This window comes from Nitratidesulfovibrio sp. HK-II (assembly GCF_003402415.2).
Classification (GTDB): Bacteria; Desulfobacterota; Desulfovibrionia; order Desulfovibrionales; family Desulfovibrionaceae; genus Cupidesulfovibrio.
In genome coordinates this window covers 3,466,903-3,489,950 of sequence record NZ_AP036014.1, presented here as the reverse complement: position 1 = coordinate 3,489,950, position 23,048 = coordinate 3,466,903, and the positions used below count along the sequence as shown (strand labels likewise).

At 66.6% G+C, this 23,048-nt stretch carries 16 protein-coding genes; 11 read left to right on the top strand and 5 right to left on the bottom strand.

Translation table 11 applies throughout. The features are described from left to right. Positions 1-356: 356 nt before the first annotated feature. The 4 genes from RVX_RS14725 (at position 357) to RVX_RS14710 (ending at position 4,306) form a co-directional block, all read left to right on the top strand. On the top strand, positions 357-1,136 hold the full coding sequence (locus RVX_RS14725) for a septal ring lytic transglycosylase RlpA family protein (RefSeq protein WP_116307952.1): 780 nt from the start codon (positions 357-359) through the stop codon (positions 1,134-1,136). A gap of 242 nt (positions 1,137-1,378) precedes the next feature. Beyond that, on the top strand, positions 1,379-3,175 hold the full coding sequence (locus RVX_RS14720; RefSeq protein ID WP_116307951.1) for a glycosyltransferase family 9 protein: 1,797 nt from the start codon (positions 1,379-1,381) through the stop codon (positions 3,173-3,175). Between the two features lie 169 nt (positions 3,176-3,344). Next, positions 3,345-3,950: a hypothetical protein gene (locus RVX_RS14715; protein ID WP_007524218.1), complete on the top strand. Its 606-nt coding sequence runs from the start codon at positions 3,345-3,347 to the stop codon at positions 3,948-3,950. Positions 3,951-3,955: 5 nt separating this feature from the next. Then, positions 3,956-4,306, top strand: a complete 351-nt coding sequence (locus RVX_RS14710) for a hypothetical protein (protein WP_116307950.1) — start codon at positions 3,956-3,958, stop codon at positions 4,304-4,306. A 119-nt stretch (positions 4,307-4,425) separates the two neighbouring features. Here the strand turns inward: RVX_RS14710 and RVX_RS14705 are convergent, their stop codons facing one another. Beyond that, positions 4,426-6,609: an EAL domain-containing protein gene (locus RVX_RS14705; RefSeq protein ID WP_116307949.1), complete on the bottom strand. Its 2,184-nt coding sequence runs from the start codon at positions 6,607-6,609 to the stop codon at positions 4,426-4,428. Positions 6,610-6,912: 303 nt separating this feature from the next. Next, complete coding sequence (locus tag RVX_RS14700) at positions 6,913-7,566, bottom strand: septal ring lytic transglycosylase RlpA family protein (protein WP_116307948.1); 654 nt, start codon at positions 7,564-7,566, stop codon at positions 6,913-6,915. Between the two features lie 342 nt (positions 7,567-7,908). Here RVX_RS14700 and RVX_RS14695 point away from each other — a divergent pair, with 342 nt between their 5' ends. After that, on the top strand, positions 7,909-8,787 hold the full coding sequence (locus RVX_RS14695; protein WP_116307947.1) for a DMT family transporter: 879 nt from the start codon (positions 7,909-7,911) through the stop codon (positions 8,785-8,787). 1,442 nt (positions 8,788-10,229) lie between these two features. On the opposite strand, the gene RVX_RS14690 is transcribed toward RVX_RS14695, so the two are convergent. Together RVX_RS14690 and RVX_RS14685 are read right to left on the bottom strand one after the other, a co-directional pair. Next, positions 10,230-10,895: a potassium channel family protein gene (locus RVX_RS14690; RefSeq protein ID WP_116307945.1), complete on the bottom strand. Its 666-nt coding sequence runs from the start codon at positions 10,893-10,895 to the stop codon at positions 10,230-10,232. Between the two features lie 36 nt (positions 10,896-10,931). Continuing rightward, on the bottom strand, positions 10,932-12,296 hold the full coding sequence (locus RVX_RS14685) for a TrkH family potassium uptake protein (protein ID WP_116307944.1): 1,365 nt from the start codon (positions 12,294-12,296) through the stop codon (positions 10,932-10,934). 251 nt (positions 12,297-12,547) lie between these two features. Here RVX_RS14685 and RVX_RS14680 point away from each other — a divergent pair, with 251 nt between their 5' ends. Both RVX_RS14680 and RVX_RS14675 read left to right on the top strand, forming a co-directional pair. Then, entirely contained in the window at positions 12,548-13,867 is a 1,320-nt protein-coding gene (locus RVX_RS14680) for a malic enzyme-like NAD(P)-binding protein (RefSeq protein WP_116307943.1), read from the top strand. A gap of 259 nt (positions 13,868-14,126) precedes the next feature. After that, on the top strand, positions 14,127-15,692 hold the full coding sequence (locus RVX_RS14675) for a leucyl aminopeptidase (RefSeq protein ID WP_116307942.1): 1,566 nt from the start codon (positions 14,127-14,129) through the stop codon (positions 15,690-15,692). Positions 15,693-15,923: 231 nt separating this feature from the next. On the opposite strand, the gene RVX_RS14670 is transcribed toward RVX_RS14675, so the two are convergent. Next, on the bottom strand, positions 15,924-17,069 hold the full coding sequence (locus RVX_RS14670) for a GGDEF domain-containing protein (RefSeq protein WP_116307941.1): 1,146 nt from the start codon (positions 17,067-17,069) through the stop codon (positions 15,924-15,926). An 812-nt stretch (positions 17,070-17,881) separates the two neighbouring features. Here RVX_RS14670 and speA point away from each other — a divergent pair. The 4 genes from speA (at position 17,882) to RVX_RS14650 (ending at position 22,975) form a co-directional block, all read left to right on the top strand. Continuing rightward, the gene (speA, locus tag RVX_RS14665) at positions 17,882-19,801 is read left to right on the top strand and encodes a biosynthetic arginine decarboxylase (protein ID WP_172596666.1); all 1,920 of its coding nucleotides are present in this window, start codon (positions 17,882-17,884) and stop codon (positions 19,799-19,801) included. 436 nt (positions 19,802-20,237) lie between these two features. Continuing rightward, entirely contained in the window at positions 20,238-21,428 is a 1,191-nt protein-coding gene (locus RVX_RS14660; RefSeq protein WP_116307939.1) for a saccharopine dehydrogenase family protein, read from the top strand. 358 nt (positions 21,429-21,786) lie between these two features. Beyond that, positions 21,787-22,302, top strand: coding sequence for a hypothetical protein (locus tag RVX_RS14655; protein WP_230404804.1), 516 nt, complete (start codon positions 21,787-21,789; stop codon positions 22,300-22,302). Next, positions 22,283-22,975: a hypothetical protein gene (locus RVX_RS14650; RefSeq protein WP_420192359.1), complete on the top strand. Its 693-nt coding sequence runs from the start codon at positions 22,283-22,285 to the stop codon at positions 22,973-22,975. Before RVX_RS14655 ends, RVX_RS14650 begins: the two co-directional genes overlap by 20 nt. Positions 22,976-23,048: the final 73 nt, after the last annotated feature.

Sequence of the window (23,048 nt, the reverse complement as noted above, 5' to 3'; positions counted from 1 at the left end):
TTCGCGGCAGGGGGCGACTGCTGCGGGCGACCGCGCCATGCCGTCGTGCCGGGCTGCCGACCGCAGCGGACGACCCGGAGCGGGACGGGGATGCGGACGACGCGGCCTGCTGCGTTCCATGGCTGGGGGATGTGCAAGCAGTTGCGTGCGCGCCGGTTTTCGGTAACAGTCCGGACAGCGCACGGCGCGTCACGTCCGCCGTGCCCGGCACGCCATGCCCGGAGCTTTGTGGTCGGCCCGTTGCTCCCGCGTGTCGTGCCGGTCAGAGCTGCCGGTTTCCGCTGCCGCCCGATTGCGTCATGATTCGCTCATGGCCGCCGCACCCGCCGTATCCGGCGCAACCCGACGGAGCCTTGATGCCCTTCGAAAGTCCCCGCCCCTTTTGTTTCGCGCCGTCCCGTTCCGTTTGCATCATCGTGCTGCTGTTGCTTGCCGCGCTGCTGGCCACGGGCTGCGGCTCCGGTTCGCGCCGCATTTCCGCGCCGCCGTCGGACCAGTCCGTGAAGTATCCCAAGGGCCAGCCCCAGGGGCCGCGCGCCAAGCCCTACACGGTGCTGGGCAAGACCTATCATCCCCTGCTTTCGGCGCACGGGTTTTCGGAAGAAGGCGTGGCCTCTTGGTACGGCAAGGATTTTCACGGCCGCAAGACCGCCAACGGCGAAATCTACGACATGTACGGCCTGACCGCCGCGCACAAGCTGTTGCCGTTCAACACCGTGGTCAAGGTGACCAACCTGCAGAACGGCCGGTCCACCACGGTACGCGTCAACGACCGGGGGCCCTTCGTGGGCGACCGCATCATCGACCTGACCAACACCGCCGCCAACCAGATCGGCATGCTGGGCCCCGGCACCGCGCGGGTGCGCGTGGAATCCGTGGGCGACGTGCCCGGCCTGCAGGACGGCGACATGACCGGCCGCTTCTACGTGCAGGTGGGGGCCTTCGCCAACAAGGACAACGCCAGCCGCCTGGTGACGCGCCTGCAGGGCCAGGGTTGGAACGCCCGCATGTACTGGGCCGACATGGTCCGCTTCTGGCGCGTCCAGGTGGGGCCGTGGAGCACCCTGAGCGAGGCCGAGCGCATGCGTGAGAAGTTGAAGGGTGAGTTTGCCGTCAACTTCGTGGTGGCCGACTAGCGCACTCCGTCTTTTCGTCCTCCGGCATCGTCAGATTTCGCCTTTTGCTCCGGTCACGTACGAAAGAGTACGCTCCCTTCGCAAAAGACTCATCTTCCTTGCCGGAGAACGAAAATCCTGTCGTGCGCAAGCGCCATCAGCACGTGGTAGTTGGCTGATCCGCGCGTGGTCCTCATGCTTCGCCAGTCCGATGCCCGCCTCTCCCCGTTTCCTTTCGGCCCTGCACACGGTAAGGATGCGCCATGAATCTCCTGCTGGTGAACCTGACCCGCTTCGGCGATCTGCTGCAAACGCAGCCGGTGGTGCATGGCCTGCGCGCGCAGGGGCACCGGGTGGGATTGGTGTGTCTGGAGAACTTCGCGGGCGCGGCGGCGCTGCTGGAAGGTGTGGACCACGTGGCCGCCCTGCCGGGCTCGGCGTTGCTGGCGGGCGTGCAGCCCGGCGGCGACTGGCGGGTCTGCACGGCTGGGCTGATGACATGGGCGAACCGGCTGCGCTCCGCCTATGCCCATGACGCGGTGCTGAACCTTACGGCCACGCTGGGCGGCCGACTGCTGGCGCGTCTGCTGGCGGGCAACGGCGAGGGCGGGGGAGACGGGGGCGACCTGCGCGGTTTCGGGCTGGACCCGTTCGGGTTCGGCGTCAACGCGGACCCGTGGTCGGCGTTCTTGCAAGCCTCTACCCGGCAGCGCGGGTGCAGCCCGTTCAACTTGGTGGATCTGTTCCGCATGGCGGCGGGCGTGGGCGGGGTCGACCCGGTATACGCCTTGCGCGGGCCGCTGCCGGATGCCTTGGCGGAAGCCGGGGCGCGTCTGGCGCAGGCCGCGCCGCCGGACCATGCCGGGTACGTGGCCATGCAGCTTGGCGCCAGCGAGGAACGCCGCCGCTGGCCGGTGGCCCACTTCGCGGCGCTGGCCGCACGGCTGTGGCGCGAACTGCGCCTGGTGCCCGTACTGCTGGGCGCGGGCGGCGAACGCACGCTGGGCGAACGGCTGCGCGCCGCGCTGGCGGAGGACGCCGCAACCACCGGCGCGGACCAGGTTCCGTGCATCGACCTCATCGGCGCCACCAGCCTGCCGCAACTGGCCGCCACCCTGCGCCACATGCGTCTTCTGGTCACCAACGACACCGGCACCATGCACCTGGCCGCCGGGCTGGACGTGCCGGTGCTGGCCATCTTTCTGGCCACGGCGCAGCCGTGGGACACCGGCCCCTATCGAGAGGACTGCTGCTGCCTGGAACCCGCGCTGGACTGCCACCCGTGCCCGTTCGGCGCGCCCTGTCCGCACGCCGAGCGTTGCCGCCACGTCATTTCCGCCGATATCGTCTTCGATCTGGCCCGCCACCATCTGTCCACGGGCGGCTGGCCCACGGCGGCCGAACCTGCGGGCGCGCCTGACGCGCCGGACTCATTGGACGGTCCTGACCTGGCGAACGCCCCCCGCGAGGCGCGGGTGTGGCGCACCCTGCGCGAGACGGACCCCACCGCCATCTCCAATGCCTCTCTTCCCATGCCGGGGCGCGGGTTCATGGACCTTGTCTCGCTGTCCGGGCACGAAGGGGACGACCGCACCCGCTGGATTCGCCTGCAACGCCATTTCTATCGTCAGTTTCTTGACCGGGCGGTCCCATGTCCTTCTGGCTCCCACCCTGCGACCCCGCATCCGGCGGGCCAGACGGGGGAGCCCCGTCCAGGCCATTCCCTCTGGCCGCCGCAAGGCCCCTGCGCCCTGACCGACGCGGTGCGCGCCCGCGCCGTGGACGAGTTGCGCCAGGCGGACGCGCTGCTGCATCTCATGGGCGAGCAGGGCGGCCTGCTGAAGGTGCGCCCTTCGGACATGGCCAAGTCGCGCTTTCTCGGCACCGTGGGCCGTGTGCAGGCGCTGTGGGACAACAGCGGCCTGTTCAACGTGCTTGGTCACCTGTGGCTGTGCGAGTCGCAGGGGGCCGGCGGCACGCTGGATTCCGTGCTGGCGCTGGCGGCGGCCTATCGTGGCCTGGTTCGCGCGTGGCTTGCCCATCTCGAAGCTTCGGCCTGACGCCCCTCCCCCCGCTTTTCCGTCGCCTCTCCGTTTTCTTCTCACGCCGTCCGCCGTATGGCGCATGACCAATGCCGGAGCTTGATTCCCGGTGCATGGCCCGCTTTTTGCTTTATTGCAGGCGGACGTGACAAAATTTCCCGGTGCCGGGATGCAGGAGGGAGACCCCATGATCGTAATTGATGGCCGCCAGGCCGATATCAAGCTGGAAAACTTCGCGAATCTCGAAGAAATCCTCGTCAAGGTGATGGAGGGCAGCTACCTCGAGAACCGCGTGGTCACCGACGTGCTCGTCAACGACGAGGCGTTCTCGGAAATCTATCCCCACCAGGCCGAGGACATCGAGCAGCGCGACATCCGCTCCGTCGAGATCCGCAGCATGCCCGTGGGCGAAATGGCCGTGAACATCACCCGCGAACTGTACAAGGTGGTGCAGGTGATGACCGATGGCTCGCGCCAGGTGGCCACCCTGTTCCGCCAGGCCGACGACGCCGAGGCGCTGGACATGTTCCAGGACCTGCTGGAAGTGACCCGCGACTTCATGGGCATGATCGGCGTGCTGCGCAACGAGTTTTCGCTGCGCGTCACCAAGGATTTCAGCGACAACGTGGAACGTTTTTCCGACCTGCTCGGCGAAATGACCGAAGTGCTGGAAAACGAGGACTGGATTCTGCTGGCGGACCTGCTGGAATACGAATTCCTGCCCGCCTGCGAAACCTGGAAGAAGGTCATCCAGGCCCTGCGCGAGGACATCCGCCAGGCCAGCAAGGGGTAGCCGCCATGGCCGACAGCCTTTCCCTGCTCGACATGGCCCTGCAACTGGGCGAGCGCGAACTGGGCGCCCTCGCGTCCGGCGACGTGGACGCCGCCGAATCCTCCTCGCGCGAACGGGCGGAACTGGTGGAGATGGCCTGGAGCCGCCGCGACCCGGCCGCCCTCGACGACCTGCGCGACAAGTTGCAGCGCCTGCAATGCCTTCAGGGCCGTCTGACCGAGGAAGCCCGCAGGCTGCACGACAACATCCGCACCCAGCTGCAGCAGTCCCGCCGCGAGTCGCAGCGCCTGTGCGGCTACCGCCAGGCCACGCGCGGCATGCCGAGGATGCTCACCCTGGGGCGAGGCCAAGTCTAGCCTTTCTTCTCCACGGCACCAGACGATGCAATGAGTCGGGGGCCGGATGCTGTCGCATCCGGCCCCCGTTTTTTACGTGTCGTCTTTGCCCGCCTGCGCGGGCGTTTCGGTGCGATCTCCTATTTCTTGCCGCCCACCGCCAGGGCCTCGCGCATCCACTTCTCGAAGCCGTTCACGGGCAGGGGCTTGCTGTAGTAGTAGCCCTGCACCTCGCGGCAGCCGTGGGCGCGCAGAAAGTCGAGCTGATCGTCGGTTTCCACGCCTTCGGCCACCACGTTCAGCGACAGGTTGCGCCCCATGGTGACGATGGTGGAGACGATGGTGGCGTCGCCCTCGTCGCCGGGCACGTCACGCACGAACGAACGGTCGATCTTGATGGTGTCGATGGGAAAATTCTTCAGGTAGTACAGCGAGGAATGCCCGGTGCCGAAATCGTCGATGGCGATGGAGATGCCCCGTTCCGCCAGCCGCTCCAGAATGGCCACCGAGGTGGGCAGGTCGCGCATCATGGTGGTTTCGGTGATTTCCAGTTCCAGTTGCGAGGGCGGCAGGCCCGATTCGGCAAGCGCCGCCTCCACCCGGTCCAGCAGGTCCGGCTGGAACTGACGGGCCGAGATGTTCACGGCAATGCGCAGGGGGCCGAGTTCGTCGGTCCAGCGCCGGGTCTGGATGCACGCGTCGCGCAGCACCCGTTCGCCCAGCGCCACCACCAGGCCGGTGTCTTCGGCCACGGGGATGAATTCCAGCGGGGGCACCAGGGTGCCGTCGGGCCGCGCCCAGCGCACCAGCGCCTCCATGCCGGTGACCTGCCCGGCCATGATGTCCACGCGCGGCTGGTAGAACACCACGAATTCGTCGTTTTCCAGCCCCTTGCGGATGCTCTTTTCAATGGCCAGCCGCCGGGTCACGTCGTCGTTCATGGCCTGGGTGAAGCGGAGGAACCGCGCGCCGCCCTGTTCCTTGGCGCGGTACATGGCGATTTCCGCGTTCTTCAGCAGGGTGGCGGGGTCGCGGCCATCGTCCGGCGACACGCTGATGCCGATGGAGGGCATGACGTACAGTTCGTGGTCGGCGGCGTTGAAGGGGCGTGAGAACGCCTCGTGAATGCGGGTCGATTCCGCCTCGGCCGCCTCGCCGTTGCCGTCGGGCGACAGGGGCAGCAGCATCACGAACTCGTCGCCGCCAAGACGCGCCACCATTTCGCGCCGGGGGGCCATGCCTACCAGGCGGCCCGCCACGGCGCGCAGCAGTTCGTCGCCCACGGCGTGGCCCAGGCTGTCGTTGACGGTCTTGAAATTGTCCATGTCCAGATACAGCACGGCCAGCCGCGCGGCTGGCCCGCCAGCGCGGGCGTGATCTTCCATGCGCTGTCGCAGCCCAACCCGGTTGGGGAGGCCGGTCAGTTCATCGTGGGTGGCCTGGTGGACGATCTGGGCTTCCTTGCGCTTCAGCTCGGTGACGTCGAGGAAGGTGCCCACCTCGCCCGCGCGCTGGCCGGTGCGGTCGCGGAAATAGCTCTTGTACAGCACCAGCACCCGGTCCTCGCCGTCGGCGTCGCGCAGGTCGATCATGCACGAGTAACCCGCGCCGTCGTCGTCGGCGCTGTCGAGGCGGCGGGTGGACTCGTCGACGCGGCAGGCCAGCTCCTGCGGCAGGATTTCGTGCACCGAACGGCCCACGATGTCTTCGGGCGTGCGCCCGATCAGCTTGCTGAAGGCGCGGTTGCAGCCGATGTAGTTGCCCTCCAGCGTCTTGTAGAACACCGGGTTGGGCATGCCCTCCACCAGCGCCTCCAGGAACTGGTTTTTCTCCTGCAGCAGGGCCTGGTATTCCACCAGCCGTTCGTTGATCTCGCGCAGTTCGCGGGTGCGTTCCTGCACCTCCTGTTCGAGGTGCTCGCGGTAGCGCTTGCGCTCCTCCAGCAGGCGGGCGCGCTCCAGCGCCTTGTTCACGGCGTGTTCCAGCACGCGCATGTCGGTGACCGGCTTGGTCACGTAGTCCCACGCGCCGTGGCGCAGGGCCTCCACCGCCTCTTCCAGCACGCCCACGCCGGACACCACGATGACCGGCACGTCCGGGGCTTCCGCGCGCAGGTGTTCCAGTACTTCCATGCCGCCCATGACAGGCATGCGCAGGTCCACCAGCACGAGGTCGGGGGCGTGTTCGGCGAACACCTCGAGCCCGCGGCGGCCGTTTTCCGCCTCGAACACCTCGAAGCCGCTGTCTTCAAGATAGGCGACCAGGTTGGAGCGGACGTTGATGTCGTCGTCGATGGTGAGGATGCGGGGGGGACGTTGCAGCATGGGACGCCAGTTCCCTGTGGGTTGCGCGGATGGTGTTGACGATGCGTTTCACCCAAGCTTGCCAAGCTGCGCGGAAATTATCCACAAAAAAATGGCCGGGTCACGCTGGTTGCGCCACGGGCGCGTGGCCTCGCGGCCCGTGCGAAGTCGTTGGGCACGGCGCGGCGTTGCGTCACGCGGGCGTAACCATTCGTGACCGTTCGCGGAAGGCGCGACAGGTCATGGCGGAAGCCTGCGCCGGGAGGGGAAAGAAGCGGGCGAAGGCGGGGGGCGGACGATGACGACCGGAACGCGGCGCGGCGGTCAGTCGCGGGCGCGGTCGGCCACGATGTCGATGTCGGCGTGGCGCTGCATCAGGTGGCGGCGCAGGGCGCGCGCGTCGTCGAAATCGCGGAAGGGGCCCACGCAGACCATCCAGCGCTTGCGGCCGTTTTCGGTGCGTGCGCGGACGCGCGCGGCGGCTTCGCCCTCGCGTTCCAGCCTGCGGACCAGCCGCTCGGCCTCGGCCTTGCTGGCGTACGACCGGATGCGCACGAAGTAGGCGCTGTCGGGGTCCAGGGGGCGGCCCCTGGCGTCGCCCAGCACCTCGATGCGCACGGCGGCGCTGCCCGGCTTGACGATGCCCAGTTGTTTCGCGGCGGAGTAGGAGACGTCGATGTCGCGGTTGCCGCGATAGGGGCCCCGGTCGTTCACCGTGACCAGCACGGATCGGCCGTTGGAGAGGTTGGTCACGCGGACCACGGTGCCGAGGGGCAGGGTCTTGTGCGCGGCCGTCAGGGCGTTCATGTCGTAGACTTCGCCGCTGGCGGTCTTCTTGCCGTGCAGGTCGCCGCTGTACCACGAGGCGCGGCCGCGCTTGGCGGGCGCTTCGCTGGCCGCCGCGGGCAGGCCCGTCAGGACCAGCGCGCAGAGCATCAGCAGGGTCGTCAGATGTCGTAGGTGGTGTCGTCGGGTCATGGTCCTCCTGCGGTTGCGTGCCACGGAAGGTCGTGGCGGGTCGCGTCCTGCCCGGCGCAAGGGCGCGGCCCTGGGGCAACTTTCGGTGTGTCCCGTCGTGCAACGGGCTGCCGGGCAAACCGTGGGTGCGGTATCTCGACAGTACCGTGTTTTTCCCGTATATCGCCGCACGTGTCAACGTGCCGCAATCTCGGGGTGTTACAGGTCTCGTGATGCTGTAACATGCTGTGGTCCCACAGTTCGCGGTTGCGGCGTTGCAGCGTTATTTTCTGTGTCCTGCGACGAGCCCCGCGCACCGTGCGCCCGCGCCGCCGCGTTTGTTCACGCTCGCGGGAGTCGTTCATGCTGTTGTACGCCAAGCTGATGTTGGCCACCGTGTTCTGGGGCGGCACCTTTGTCGCCGGGCGCATCGCCGCCGCCCATGCCGGGCCCTTTTCCGCCGCCTTTCTGCGCTTTGCCGTGGCCACCGGGCTGCTGTTCTGGTACGTGCGCAAGCGCGAAGGCGCGCTGCCGCGCCTGACCACGTGGGGCATGCACGGGTGGGCCGGGGTGCTGCTGCTGGGGGCCACCGGGGTGTTCGCCTACAACGCCCTGTTCTTTACCGGTCTTGCCACCGTGCCCGCCAGCCGGGCGGCGGTGATCGTCACCAACAACCCCATCGCCATCGCCGTGGGCGCGGCGCTGTTCCTGGGCGAGCCGTTGTCGCGCCGCAAGCTGGCGGGCATCCTGCTGTCGGTGAGCGGGGCGGTCATCGCCATCACCAGGGGCAACCCGCTGACGCTGTTTTCGTCGGCCCTGTCGTGGGGCGACATGGCGTTGCTGGGCTGCCTGGCCAGCTGGGCCGCGTATTCTTTGCTGGGCAAGGTGGTCATGCGCGCGCTGTCGCCGCTGGCGGCGGTAACCTGGTCGTGCGCCGTGGGCACGGTGATGCTGCTGCCGTTCGCCCTGCGCGAAGGCATGGGCGCGGCCCTGCCGGAGTACCCCGTGGCGCTGTGGGTGTCCGTGGCGTACCTGGGGGTGTTCGGCACCGTGCTGGGCTTCACCTGGTTCTACGAGGCGGTGAAGGAGATAGGCGCGGGCCGGGCCGGGGTGTTCATCAATTTCGTGCCGCTGACGGCCATCGTCTGCGCGTGGGCCATGCTGGGCGAGGCGCTGCCCGTGTCGTTGCTGATGGGGGCTGCGCTGGTGACGTGTGGGGTGTTCATTACGAACAGGGCGTAGCCGTTGAAGTGGGTTGTGCCTTGTCGGGTGCGGCCACTACGAAGACTGTTGTGCGCGGTTGAGGGCGCTCGATTTCGTTATGCCTCCGGGGGGAAGAGAAAGAGATGTCGTGCGTTGAGGGGTGAGGCTTCTACGAAGACAGTCCTGCCCTGTTGGTTGCCCTCGATTTCGTTATGCCTCCGGCGGACAGGGGGCCGCTAAGCGGCGGCCCCCTGTACCCCCGCGCTCCGGGGGCTCCGCCCCCTGGTCCCCCGACGTTTCTTGCGCGGCGTCCCTTCGGCGACAGCTTCCCTCCGGCGCAAAGCGCCTTCGGGCGATCTGCCGCCGGTGCCGCCAATGCGCACGAATCTCCCGACGCTTTTATGCGGCACGGGGGCCTTTAACCGCACGTAATCCTGCACCGCATTCTTTCGCCGCCAGCTTCCCTTCGGCCAAAGCGCCTTCGGGTGATCTGGCGGCTAGAATGCGTATGTGCGCGTGGCTCTCGTCGTCACTGTGTAGCGTGGGTGCCTTTATCTCCAGTGCGTCTGCGGCGCGCATCCGCAACGCCGGAGCTTCCACCTCGCAAAGCCTCGGCGGTGATCTCCGGCTGCGGACGCGCAACACCACATCAAGGTTGCGTATGGGGTGGCGCATTGGTCGAAAGGGAGGGCAACAGACAATGGTCGTTCGCTGTTTGCGCCAGCGCAGCAGGCCAAGCCCCGGGAATTGTCCGTCATTATGCCCAACGGAAAGGTGCCGCGCGTAGAAGCGTGTGACGCCGGGCTTTGACGGCGGCACATGCGTCGCAACGAAGGCATGGGGCAAGGCGACCGACTGCGATGAGGGTACCGGGAGATTAGTGCACATCCGCATTCCGCCGGGCAGATCGCCCGAAGGCGCGTCAGCGCCGGAGGGAAGCTGTCCGGCACGGGAATGCGGTGCAGGATATGGGTTGGAAGAACGCCCATGCGTCATTTGGACAACGAGAGATTCGCGCGCATTGGCGTCACCGGCGGCAGATCACCCGGAGGCGTCTTGCGCCGAAGGGAAGCTGCCGCCGAAGGGACGCCGCGCAAGAAACGTCGGGGGTCCAGGGGAGGCGAAGCCCCCCTGGAGCGCGGGGATGCAAGGGGCCATCGCTCAATGGCCCCTTGCCCGCCGGAGGCATGACGAAATCAAGCGCGTTCAGCAGGGCAGGACTGTCTTCGTAGAGGCCGTGTCCAGCAACGCGCGCCCCCTCTTATTCCCCGCCGGAGGCATGACGAAATCGAGCGCGTTCAGCAGGGCAGGACTGTCTTCGTAGAGGCCGTGCCCAGCAGCGTGCGCCCCCTCTCATTCCCCACCGCCGGAGGCATAACGAAATCGAGCGTGGTCAAAAGCGTAGGACCGTCTTCGTAAATGCCGCGCCCATCAACGCGCCACGCCTCCCCATCCTCACCGCCCTGCGGCACCCCCCCCACCTACGGCGCCAGCCGCAACACATCCTCTTGCTTGCCGATGACCACCAGCGCATCCCCCCGGTCCAGCGTCTCGTGCGCCTGCGGCACGAACCGGTACTCCTTGCCGCCTGCGGGCTTCACGGCCACCACCATCACCCCGTAGTCGTTGACCAGCTTCAGGTCCAGCAGGGTGCGGCCCGCCCATTTGTCCACGATCAGTTCCTGCACCAGCACGCCGCCGCCCAGGGGCAGCAGGTCGAGCATGCCGGGGTTGGCCAGCCGGTGGGCCACGTGGGTGGCCACGTCGTGTTCGGGCAGGATGACCAGGTCCACGCCAAGGCGGGTGAGCACCTTGCGGTGCTCGATGGAGGCCGCCTTCACCCCGATCTTGCGCGCGCCAAGCTCTTGCAGGTTCAGCACCACCAGCAGCGAGGTCTCCATGGAGTCGCCCACGCTCACGAACACGATGTCCAGGTCCTGGAAGCGCAGTTGCTGCAATACCGCGATGTCGGCGGCGTTGGCCTGGTAGACCTGGGCCAGCGCGTCCTGGGCAAGGCGCACGCGGGCCTCGCCGGTGTCCAGGCCCACCACGGTATGGCCCATCTCGGTCAGGGTGCGGCCAAGCTGCAAGCCGAACTTGCCCAGCCCGACGATGCCGATTTCCAATTTTTTCGCTATGTCGACCATGGTATGCTCCGGGCGTGCCGCCAGCGCGCGGGTGGGCTACCCGATGGGGTAGTCCACCTCGGGCCAGCGGAACTTGGGTTCGCTCTGCAGGTGCTGCAGGGTGGCCAGCAGCCAGACGGGGCCGATGCGGCCGATGAACATCAGCAGGGTGATCAGCAGCTTGCCCGGCACGCTGAGGTGCGGGGTGACGCCGGTGGTCAGGCCCACGGTGCCGAAGGCGGAAACCACCTCGAACATCAGGTCCAGCTGCTGGAACCGGGTATGGGTGTGGGGGGCCACGCCGCCTTCGGTCAGGCTGAGCACCATGGTGCCCACGGTCACCACGATGATGGCGAACAGGAACAGGGTCAGCGCCTTGGACTGGGTGGCCGCGTCCACGGCGCGGCCCAGCAGCACGTTTTGCCGCCTGCCGCGCAGCTGCGCCTCGACAAACCCGGCCAGCACCCGGAAGCTGGTGGTCTTGATGCCGCCCGCGCACGAGCCCGGCGAGCCGCCCACGAACATCAGGCAGATCATCACCATCAGGGTGAAATCGGTCAGCCGCGAGATGTCCATGGTGTTGAAGCCCGCCGTGCGGCAGGTGACGGACTGGAAGAAGGCGGGCAACACCAGCCCGGTGGGCGTCAGCCCGATGTAGTCGCTGAAGTATTCGGCCAGCCAGATCAGCGCGGCCCCCACCACGATGAGGAACGCAGTGGTGGAAAGCACCAGCCGGGTATGGCGGCTGAGCGGGCGGTAGGGCTTGCCGGAAAGCTTGGTGCGCGCCGCCCCCAGCAACTCGTCGATGACCGAAAAGCCTATGCCCCCCACCACGATCAGGAACATGATGACCAGGCTCACCCCGGCGTGTTCCTGCCACGGCATCAGGTTGTCCGGACGCAGGCCGAAGCCCGCGTTGCAGAAGGCCGAAACGGCATGGAACAGCGCCCCGAACGCGCCCATGCCCGTGGGCGCGAAGATGTACAGCAGGCAGGCCGCCGCCAGTTCGATGCACACGATGGTGCGCACCAGCCGGTACAGAAACCGCCCCAGGTGGAACGAGGCGTCGTGCATCAGGGCCTGGCCAACGGCCAAGCGGTCTGTAAGGGACACGCGCCGCCGCAGCAGGAACAGCAGCAGGCTGGAATAGGTCATGATGCCGAGGCCGCCGAGCTGGATGAGCAGCAGGATGATCCACTGTCCCGTCAGGCTGAAGGTGGAGCCCGTGTCCACCACCGTAAGCCCGGTCACGCATACGGCGGAGGTGGCGGTGAACAGCGCGTCCACGAAGGAAAGCCCTTCTTCGCCCACGGACGGCGAAAGGCTGACGCCCATGTACAGCAGCGCGGCCCCGGCAAGAATGGTGGCCGCGAACGAGTACACCGGCAGGATGAGGGGCGAGAGCAGGCGACGGTGGACCATTCCTGAAACTATCCCGGTTCGTTCCGCGCGGCAAGCGGGGTGGGCGCTGCTTGCATTGGATGCGCGGCTGCACTACGTTGCCCGAACGCGAGGACAACGTGGTTTGGTCGCAAGGACAACGCGACGCGGTCGCACGCAAGCGGCCCGCCGCAAGCCGGGGAAAGCCTTCGGCGCGGCACGTGAGCGCGGGGTCCGTCGCGGGTGAGATTTCGTTCCGTTTATCCGCACCGTCAACGACAAGCGAGGCATTCATGGCCCTGTTCACCAAGGAAGAGGCGCTGCGCTACCACTCTGACGGCCACAAGGGCAAGGTAGAGGTGGTGCCCGTAAAGCCCTGCGCCACGCAGAAGCACCTTTCCATGGCCTACACCCCCGGCGTCGCCGAGGTGTGCCGGGCCATCCACGCCGACGAAGCGCTGGGCTACGACTACACCAACAAGGGCAACCTGGTGGCCGTGGTCAGCAACGGCACGGCGGTGCTCGGGCTCGGCAACATCGGGCCGCTGGCGGGCAAGCCGGTGATGGAAGGCAAGGGCGTGCTGTTCAAGATCTTCGCGGACGTGGACGTGTACGACCTGTCCATCGACCAGAAGGACCCCAAGAAGATCATCGAGTTCGTGAAGATGCTGGAGCCCACCTTCGGCGGCATCAACCTCGAGGACATCAAGGCCCCCGAGTGCTTCGAGGTGGAACAGACCCTGATCCGCCAGATGAACATCCCGGTGTTCCACGACGATCAGCACGGCACGGCCATCATCTCGGGCGCGGGGCTCATCGCCGCGCTGGAAATGACCAGCCGTCTGCCGCAGGACCTGAAGCTGGTGGTCAGCGGCGCGGGCGCGGGGGCCATTGCCTGCACCCGGTTCTTCGAATCGTTCGGCGTGCTGCGCCGCAACGTGTTCATGTTCGACTCGCGCGGGCTCATCCACAAGGGCCGCACCGACCTCAACCCGCAGAAGCTGGAATTCGCGCAGGAACGCGACCACGGCAGCCTGGCCGAGGTCATGCGCGGCGCGGACTGCTTCCTGGGCCTTTCCGTGGGCGGCATGGTGACGCAGGACATGGTGCGCGCCATGGCCCCGAACCCCATCATCTTCGCCTGCGCCAACCCCGACCCCGAAATCTCGTACGAGGACGCCAAGGCCGCGCGCAGCGACGTGATCATGGCCACGGGCCGTTCCGACTACCCCAACCAGATCAACAACGTGCTGGGTTTCCCCTTCATCTTCCGGGGGGCGCTGGACACCCGCGCCACCATCATCAACGAGGAGATGAAGCTGGCCGCCGCGCGCGCCCTGGCCGCGCTGGCGCGCGAACCCGTGCCCGCCGACGTGCTGGCCGCCTACGGCCTTGCGGCACTGTCCTACGGGGTGGATTACATCATCCCCAAGGCGCTGGACCCGCGCGTCATCGAGTGGGTGGCCCCGGCCGTGGCCGAAGCCGCCATGCGCACCGGCGTGGCGCGCCGCCAGCTGGATCTTGCCGCCTACAAGGTGGAACTGCGCGAGCGCATGCAGGCCGCGCGCGCCCGCATTGGGCAGTTTATTGATACGTACGGCTTGGATTTTTAATGCGTTGAGGGGACACGTGAAGCGGGGAGGGAGGAACCCCCCCTCCTTCCCTCAAAACGTTTTCATTGTGGATAATCGGGACGTAGCACGGGTTGCCTGTGCCGGGTGCCATTGCAACAACCCGAATGAAAAGTTTTGGAGGATGGGGGTCCGGGGGAAGGAACCTTTATCAAAAGGTTCCTTCCCCCGGTTCCTTCTTTCTCTGACAAGGATTATCCTGAATGAATCGCGCCGGAGAGGCGCGTGATGGAGGTGTGACGTGGACATTCGCTTTCAGGTGGGCGGTCCAGCCCAGTGGCGTGCGGATGCGGTGATCGTGTTCCTGTTCGAGGGCGAGGCCCTGTCGGACGGGGCGCCGGAACTGCTGGAGGCCGCGCCGTGGCTGGGCATTGCCCCGGCGGTGCGCGATTTTCGGGGCAAGAAGGACGAGGTTGCCGTGTTCCACGGGCACCCGGACCTGGCCGTGCCGCGCGTGATCGCGGCGGGGCTTGGCAAGCGCGAGGCGTTCGCGGCCACGGCCCCGACCGGGCTGCGCGCGGCGGCGGGCGCGGCCCTGCGCCGCTGCCGCGAGCTGAAGATAGAGACGGTGGCTGTTGATGCGGTGGCCTTGGCCCGCGTGGCGGGGACTGGCGATGCGGCCCCTGCATGGTCCCCCTTCGAGGAGGCCGTGTGCGGCGCGCTGCTGGGCCTGTACCGCTACGATCGGTTCAAGACCAACGGCAACTGCAACGGGGGCGGGAACGCCGGTTCCGAAACCGGTGAAGACGCCCGCTTCGAGCCGCGCTGGCTGGCCCTGCTGTGCGCCGAAGCCTCGGTGCCGGACGACCTGCACGCCGCCGCCCGCAGGGGCGAGGCGGCCGCCGCCGGGGTGACCCTGGCGCGCGACCTGGTCAACGGCCCGCCCAACTTCGTCACCCCCGGCCACCTGGCCGAACAGGCCGAGGCCATCGCGAAGAAGTACGGCATGAAGGCCCGTTCGCTGGGCCGCGCCGAACTGGCGGACATGGGCATGGGGGCCTTTGCCTCTGTGTTCCGTGGGGCCGAGGAGGAACCCCGGCTGGTGGTCATCGAGCATGCCCCCAAGGGCACCGAGGACCAGAAGCCGCTGGTGCTGGTGGGCAAGGGCATCACCTTCGACACGGGCGGCATCAGCCTGAAGCCCGCCGCCAAGATGCACGAGATGAAGGGCGACATGGCGGGCGCGGCGGCCATCCTGGGGATGTTCGAGGCGCTGGGCCGCTCCGACGTGCCCCGCCGGGTGGTGGGCGTCATGCCCTGCACCGAGAACATGCCCGACGGCCGGGCCACCCGCCCCGGCGACATCGTGACCACCCTGTCCGGCAAGACGGTGGAAATCCTGAACACCGACGCGGAAGGGCGGCTGGTGCTGTGCGACGCCCTGACCTGGGCCCAGCGCGAATATTCTCCCGAGGTGGTGGTGGACCTGGCCACCCTGACCGGGGCCTGCGTGGTGGCGCTGGGCACCGACGTGGCGGCGGTGTTCGCCAACGACGACGACCTGTCCGGCCGCATCCGGGGGGTGGGCGACGTGGTGGGCGACCGCTTCTGGCCCCTGCCGCTGTGGGACATGTACTTCGAGAACCTGAAGAGCGACGTGGCCGACATGGCCAACGTGGGCGCGCGCGAGGGCGGCGCGGTCAACGCCGCCCTGTTCCTGAAGCAGTTCGTGGACAAGGGCGTGCGCTGGGCGCACCTGGACATCGCCGGTCCGGCCTACACGGCCAAGAAGAGTTCCACCTGCCCCAGCGGCGGCACCGGCTTTGCCGTGCGCACGCTGCTGGAACTGGCGCGCGGCGGCGTGTAGCGCACGGCGCGGAATCCTGAAAACGACCAGCGGGCCGCGAGGGGAAACCTTCGCGGCCCGCGTGCGTTCCGGCCGGAAAGCAAACCATGCGGAACGCCGCGCACCGGCAGGCATGCGGCAGGATGGTCTGACGGAAAATGGAAAGAGGCTGCGGCAAGCGTCCGGAAAGCGCCGGACGGGGCGGACGGGGCGGACGGGGCGGGCAGGGGGGGGGCGGGGGGCGGAAGGACGCTAGGCTTCCTCTTCTTCCAGCAACAACCCCTCGGGCAGGAAGATGTCGGGCACTTCCCCCGCGAACACCCGGTTGCGGCCCTGTTCCTTGGCCAGGTACAGCTTCTGGTCGGCCTTGCGGATGTGGTAGTCGATGTCGCCTTCCGGGCCGCAGGTGTGCACCCCGAAGGACAGGGTAACGCTGACCGGGATGCCGTGGTACGAGTATTCCATCCGTTCCACCTGGTCGCGCAGCTTTTCGGCCAGCCGGGCGGCACCGGCCTCGTCGGTTTCCGGCAGCAGCAGCAGGAATTCCTCGCCGCCCCAGCGGCAGATGGTGTCCTGGTGGCGCAGGTTGTCATGCAGCATCCCGGCCACCGTTTGCAGCACCTGGTCGCCGCACTGGTGGCCGTAACAGTCGTTCACCGACTTGAAGTGGTCGATGTCGCAGATGGCGATGGACAACGGGCGGCCGGTGCGACGGGCGCGCACCTGCTCGTATTCCAGCCGCTCGCACAGGGCGCGGCGGTTGGCGAGGCCGGTCAACTCGTCGGTGCGGGCGCTTTCGGCCAGTTGCTGGGTAAGCAGGATGAGCAGGCGCTGGGTGTGCCGCCGGGTGTATTCGGCAAGCCCGGCGAAGATGCCGCAACAGATCAGCGCCACCATGTAGCGGATGCGGAAGGCCTGCGAATAGTCGGCGTACAGGAAGGGATCGCCCGGCAGGAACAGGATGGCCGCCACCCCGGCCAGCAGCGCCCCCATCAGCAGGATGCCGATGGACAGGCCGAAGGTCAGCATGACCACGGGCGGAAAGATGAACAGCCACACGAAGCCGCTGCCCTCCACCCCGCCGTGGGCCACCAGGTACAGCGACAGGCAGTACAACACCGCCACCAGCGCGGTGCTGGGCAGCACGTGGCGGCCGGTGCGGCGCACCCAGAACAGCCCGAACAGGGCAAGCGCCAGCAGCACCAGCAAAAACAGCACGAAGGCGGTTTGCCCCTGGGCGAAGTCCAGGAGGCCCATGACCGAGGCGAACAACGCCGTGACGCCATAGAACAGGTTCGCCACCCCGGTGACGCGCGCGGTCTCCGGGTCGGCGTTTTCCTGCAGGCCATTGGCAAGCAGGGCGTTCACGCAGCGGTGCAGCCTGCTTTTGTCGATCACTGGTGCCTCTCGTGGAAGGGGGCGGGCGGGCAACGCCGCGCATGCCCGCAACGCGCGCCGAAGCGCTGGCGAAGGTCGGGCGGCTTGTTCCATGCGTGAGGGGAAACGCAGGGTGCGGTAGCGGGGGGCGGGCAACGGCGTCCTCCCCGCACGTTTCCCCGAACGTGCCGCACGCGCTACCCGGAATGGGACCTTGGAAACATTGAAACCGTGGAGTGCGAACGCTGGCCGCAAGGCCGGGCCGGGACCGTCGCGGAGCCGTGCCGCGTGCAGGCGGGCGCGGCAGTGTCCGCGCCTGCTGCCGACCGCCCGGCGTGCATTCGCCATCAGGCGGTGATCGGACGGTTTCCGGAAGCCATCCGGCAGATGTCCGGCTATCCTTGTCGGCCATGCGGCAGGACATCCGACCGGGCCGACCTCTGCTTTACGGCGGAATTTCGATTTTCCTTTAGTCTGTATCGGATATCATTTTCGCGAAATACGCTCTCCGCATACCACAGCGGTGGGGGGCTGTCAGCGGCCAGCGCCATCTCGCCTCGTGCCCTACCGCAAAATGGGGGAAAACGCCCACCGGGTACGCGGTGCGCATCGTGCGGTCCCAATGATGGCGGGGTGCTGTGACAATCGCGAGAAATGGGGCAAAATACCGTTGACAAGGCCCCCCGCTATCAATAGATAGTGCCACTCTTCCAACGCGTGCGCGCCCCTGCCCTGCACCCGCGCATGGGGGAAGAGAGAGGCTCTGGTCGGCCCGCCGCAATGGCGGCGCCGTGGCATGCACCTGTAAACGGGGTATGTATGAGGTTCGGGAATTGGCAAGAAACCGTACGCTGCAGCAGTGGAGTGTCGAAGACTCCGCTGAGCTCTATGGCATCCGCAATTGGGGTGCCGGGTACTTCGATGTCGCCGCCAGCGGCGATGTCGTGGTCTATCCTTTCGGAGACAACCGCGGTCCTGCCGTAAGCATCCCGGAAATCATCCGGGGCATGCGGGAGCGCGGCTATGACATGCCCGTGCTCCTGCGCATCGAGAACATTCTCGATTCCCAGATCACCAGTCTTCACCAATCCTTCCGCAAGGCCATCGGGTCGCTCGGCTACAAGGGCGAATACCGGGGCATCTTCCCCATCAAGGTCAACCAGCAGCAGCAGGTGGTCGAAAAGATCGCCCAGTTCGGTTCGCGCTACCACCACGGGCTGGAGGTAGGCAGCAAGGCCGAACTCATCGCCGCCGTCTCGCAACTGCGCGACCACGAGGCCTGCCTGGTCTGCAACGGCTACAAGGACGAGGAGTTCATCGACCTTGGCCTGCACGCCGTGCGCATGGGCTACAAGTGCTTCTTCGTGCTGGAAATGGCCAGCGAGCTGCCGCTTATCCTCGAACGCTCCAAGTGCCTTGGCGTGCGCCCGCTCATCGGCGTGCGCGCCAAGCTGTCCGTGAAGGCGGGCGGCCACTGGACCGATTCGGGCGGCGAACGCTCCACCTTCGGCCTGACCACGGCGCAGATCGTCGACGTGGTGGACCTGCTGAAGGACCACGGCATGCTCGACTGCTTCCAGCTGCTGCACTACCACCTGGGGTCGCAGGTGCCGAACATCCGCGACATCCGCGCCGCCGTCATGGAAGCCTGCCGCATTTACGGCGGACTGGTGGCCGAAGGCGCGGCCATGGGCTACCTGGACCTTGGCGGGGGCCTTGCCGTGGACTACGACGGCTCGCACACCAACTACGTGAGCAGCCGCAACTACAGCCTGGACGAATACTGCGCGGACATCATCGAGGCGGTGATGAACATCCTCGACGAGGAAGGCATCGCCCATCCGCACATCGTCACCGAATCGGGCCGCGCCACCGTGGCCTACTACTCCATGCTGCTGTTCAACATCCTGGACGTAAGCCGCGTGGAGATCGGCAACCTGCCCGACATCCTGCCCGACGACTGCCCCGAGCCCGTGCGCAACATGCGCGAGGCGCTGGCCGGTCTTACCCTGCGCAACCTGCAGGAATGCTACAACGACGCCGTGTACTACCGCGACGAAGTGCGCCAGCAGTTCCTGACCGGGCGCATCACCCTGCGCGAACGCACCCTTGGCGAACGCTACTTCTGGGCCATCATGAAGCGCATCGCCCAGGAGAAGCAGAAGCTGAAGCACGTGCCCAAGGATCTTGCCGAGATAGACGTGGCCCTGGCCGACATCTACTACGGCAACTTCAGCGTGTTCCAGTCGCTGCCCGATTCGTGGGCCATCGACCAGCTGTTCCCGGTGGTGCCCCTGCACCGCCTGAACGAGTTGCCTTCGCGCCAGGGCATCCTGTCCGACATCACCTGCGACAGTGACGGCCGCATCGACCACTTCATCGACCCGCAAGGCGTGAAGGGCACCCTGGACCTGCACCCCCTGAAGGACGGCGAGGAATACTACCTCGGCGTGTTCCTGGTGGGGGCGTATCAGGAAACCCTGGGCGACCTGCACAACCTGCTGGGCGACACCAACGTGGTTTCGGTGCGCGTGCACGAGGACGGCAGCTACGAATTCGTGCGCGAACTGCGCGGCGATTCCGTGGCGGACATCCTGTCGTACGTGGAATACGACCCCCGCCGCATCATCGACGACATCCGCGAGGCGGCGGAACAGGCCGTGCGCGAGGGGCGCATCACCCCCTCGGACCGGTACCGGGTGATGCAGGCGTATGAGGATGGGCTGCGGGGCTACACCTACTTCGAACGCTAACGGCACCCGCTCCGAAAGGGCCTCTTGCCCGCTGGCTTCGTCAGGCGTCGCCTTTCATTCCGGTCGAGTACGATAAGAGTACACTCCCTGCATGAAAGGCTCGCCTTCCTCGCCAGCGAACAAGATGCCTCTTTCGGAAGAGGGTGCCGTGGGCGTCCCGCAATCGCACTGTCGCCATGGGCGTGGTAGTGCTTTTGCGGAAATCGCTAAAGGCCTGAAGCGCAAGACGCCGCATCCCATCGAAGCAGGATACCCTTGATGCATGTCATGCCAAGCGCATGGTATGCTGACGCCGGTCACCGGCACATACAGGCAACAAGCGGGGCCGTCCCATGGTGTGGGGCTGGCCGTTCGGGATAACCACAGCAGTGTCGCGCGGTCGCGCGTTTCCGGGCATGGGTGTTCGGGGCGGGCGGGGTGCGCAAAGGAGTGCGTCATGGCACGTGTCCTCATCATCGGCGCTGGCGGCGTGGGCGGCGTGGTCGTCCACAAGTGCGCGCAGGTTCCCTCCGTATTTTCCGAAATCATGCTGGCAAGCCGCACCAAGTCGAAGTGCGACGCCATTGCCGCGGACGTGAAGGCCCGCACCGGGCGCACCATCGAAACGGCCCAGGTCGATGCCGACAACGTGCCCGAACTGGTGGCGCTGATCCGCGCGTACAAGCCGGACATGGTGCTGAACATCGCCCTGCCGTACCAGGACTTGACCATCATGGACGCCTGCCTCGAAACCGGCGTGCACTACCTGGATACCGCCAACTACGAGCCGCTGGACGAAGCCAAGTTCGAGTACAAGTGGCAGTGGGCCTATCAGGAACGCTTCGAGAAGGCCGGGCTGATGGCCCTTCTGGGCAGCGGCTTCGACCCCGGCGTGACCAACGTGTTCTGCGCCTACGTCATGAAGCACCTGCTGGACGAAGTGCACGTGCTCGACATCATCGACTGCAACGCGGGCGACCACGGCCACCCCTTTGCCACCAACTTCAACCCGGAAATCAACATCCGCGAAGTGACCGCGCGCGGCCGCTACTGGGAACGGGGCGAATGGGTGGAAACCGACCCCCTGTCGTGGTCCATGAACTACGACTTTCCGGACGGCATCGGCGCGAAGAAGTGCTTCCTGATGTACCACGAGGAACTGGAATCGCTGGTGCTGAACCTGAAGGGCCTGAAGCGCGCCCGGTTCTGGATGACCTTTTCGGACAACTACCTGAACCACCTGAAGGTGCTGGAAAACGTGGGCATGACCCGCATTGACGAAGTGGAGCACGACGGCAAGAAGATCGTGCCCATCCAGTTCCTGCGCGCGCTGCTGCCCGACCCGGCATCCCTTGGCCCGCGCACCAAGGGCAAGACCTGCATCGGCTGCCTGATGCAGGGGGTGAAGGACGGCAAGCCCAAGACCGTCTACATCTACAACGTGTGCGACCATCAGGAATGCTACCGCGAGGTGGGGTCTCAGGCCATTTCGTACACCACCGGCGTGCCCGCCATGATCGGCGCCATGATGATGATGACCGGCAAGTGGTCCGGCAAGGGTGTGTACAACATGGAACAGCTGGACCCCGATCCGTTCATGGACGCCCTGAACACGCACGGGCTGCCGTGGGTTGTGGTTGAAAAATAGGCATTCGGGGTATTTTGCCCTCCGGCTGCGTCAGAGATGCGTTCCGCTTCAGTCACGTACCAAAAGCGCGCTGTGCGGTCGCCATCCGTAATACTCGCGTTGCTCGTGTAACGGCTGACGCACACTCCCTCGCGGCCCACATCTCTTCCTTGCCGGAGAACAAACTCCCTCCGAATGCCGATTGCCTCGGCACAGCGAGCAGCATGAATTCCGGGGGGCCGCGCGGGCGGTCCCCCGGTCCTTGTTCTGGAAGTGATATGGGGGTAGCGGGGCAGTAATTTTCAGAGAGGAGCTTGCGATATTCTAGAATCTAGAATATGGAATGCACATGAACCTGCTCCCGCAAGATGTACTCGTCATGCTCAAGCTTTCAGTGGCGCGGCGTACCCGTTGGACCTACGACCAGTTGGGCGTGGCGTTGGGCATGAGCATGTCCATGGTCCACAGTTCCATCAAGCGTGCCACATACGCCCGCCTCTATGACGCCAACCGGCGCAGGCCCGTGCGTGCGGCGCTGGAAGAATTTCTGGTGCATGGCGTGAAGTACGCCTTTCCGCCGGACATCGGCACGGTGACGCGCGGGGTGCTGACGGCATTTGCCGCGCCCGTGTTGCGCGCCGAATTCGCGCAGAACCTGGATGACGTTGGGGTATGCGTCTGGCCTCACCCCACGGGGGAGAATCGGGGCGTGGCCTTGACGCCGCTGTATCGTTCCGTGCCGGACATCGCCCGACCCGGCGATGTACTGTACGATGCCCTGTGCCTGCTCGATGCCATCCGCATCGGGCGGGCGCGCGAACAGCAGCGGGCGACGGAACTGCTGGCCGCGCTGCTGCGCAAGGAGCCGGATGGTGATGATGCGCCGTCTGCATAACATCGGGCATGTGCTGGACGCCGCGCGTCTGATGGGCGACCTTGTGGACGAAGTGGCCTTCGTGGGCGGGGCCAGCGTGGCCCTGCTGCTGACCGACCCGGCGGCCCCGGATGTACGCCCCACGCTGGACGTGGACGTCATTGTGGAGGCGGTCACCCGTGCCGCTTACTACCGCGTGGCCGACCGACTGCGGGCTCGCGGCTTCGCGGAGGACATGGGCGTGGTGTGCCGCTGGCGGCACGGAGCGTTGCTGCTCGACGTCATGCCCACGGACGAGGCCATCCTGGGCTTTTCCAACCGCTGGTATGCGGATGCACTGCGCCATGCCGTGCGCATGACCGTGGACGGCGTGACTTTGCGGGTGGTCGGCCCGGTGTATTTTCTGGCCACCAAGCTGGAAGCCTACCGGGGCCGGGGTAATGGCGATTACCTGACCAGCCACGACATGGAAGACCTGGTGGCCGTGCTGGATGGCCGACCGGACATCTTGGATGAGGTCCTGGCTGCGGACGTCGCCGTGCGCGGCTACCTTGCCACGGTCTTTGCCTCACTGCTGGCCGATGACGACTTTCTGGACGCGCTGCCCAGCTACCTGCCGCCTGACCCGGCCAGCCAGGGACGCGTCCCGCTGCTCATGCAGCGCATGCGCGCCATCGCCACGGGTGGGGCGTAAACGTTTTCCGGCATCCGCGCGGCCGACAGAACGCCACATTGTTGCCGGTGCATCCCCGTTTTCCGCTTTCGCA

Bases quoted from the DNA above. Each gene is read 5' to 3' on its own strand.
- RVX_RS14690 (WP_116307945.1), bottom strand. From the start codon at position 10,895: ATGGTCGACATAGCGAAAAAATTGGAAATCGGCATCGTCGGGCTGGGC.
- RVX_RS14680 (WP_116307943.1), top strand. From the start codon at position 12,548: ATGGCCCTGTTCACCAAGGAAGAGGCGCTGCGCTACCACTCTGACGGC.
- RVX_RS14660 (WP_116307939.1), top strand. From the start codon at position 20,238: ATGGCACGTGTCCTCATCATCGGCGCTGGCGGCGTGGGCGGCGTGGTC.
- RVX_RS14705 (WP_116307949.1), bottom strand. From the start codon at position 6,609: ATGCTGCAACGTCCCCCCCGCATCCTCACCATCGACGACGACATCAAC.
- RVX_RS14695 (WP_116307947.1), top strand. From the start codon at position 7,909: ATGCTGTTGTACGCCAAGCTGATGTTGGCCACCGTGTTCTGGGGCGGC.
- RVX_RS14715 (WP_007524218.1), top strand. From the start codon at position 3,345: ATGATCGTAATTGATGGCCGCCAGGCCGATATCAAGCTGGAAAACTTC.
- RVX_RS14700 (WP_116307948.1), bottom strand. From the start codon at position 7,566: ATGACCCGACGACACCACCTACGACATCTGACGACCCTGCTGATGCTC.
- RVX_RS14710 (WP_116307950.1), top strand. From the start codon at position 3,956: ATGGCCGACAGCCTTTCCCTGCTCGACATGGCCCTGCAACTGGGCGAG.
- RVX_RS14655 (WP_230404804.1), top strand. From the start codon at position 21,787: ATGCTCAAGCTTTCAGTGGCGCGGCGTACCCGTTGGACCTACGACCAG.
- RVX_RS14725 (WP_116307952.1), top strand. From the start codon at position 357: ATGCCCTTCGAAAGTCCCCGCCCCTTTTGTTTCGCGCCGTCCCGTTCC.
- RVX_RS14650 (WP_420192359.1), top strand. From the start codon at position 22,283: ATGATGCGCCGTCTGCATAACATCGGGCATGTGCTGGACGCCGCGCGT.
- RVX_RS14720 (WP_116307951.1), top strand. From the start codon at position 1,379: ATGAATCTCCTGCTGGTGAACCTGACCCGCTTCGGCGATCTGCTGCAA.
- RVX_RS14685 (WP_116307944.1), bottom strand. From the start codon at position 12,296: ATGGTCCACCGTCGCCTGCTCTCGCCCCTCATCCTGCCGGTGTACTCG.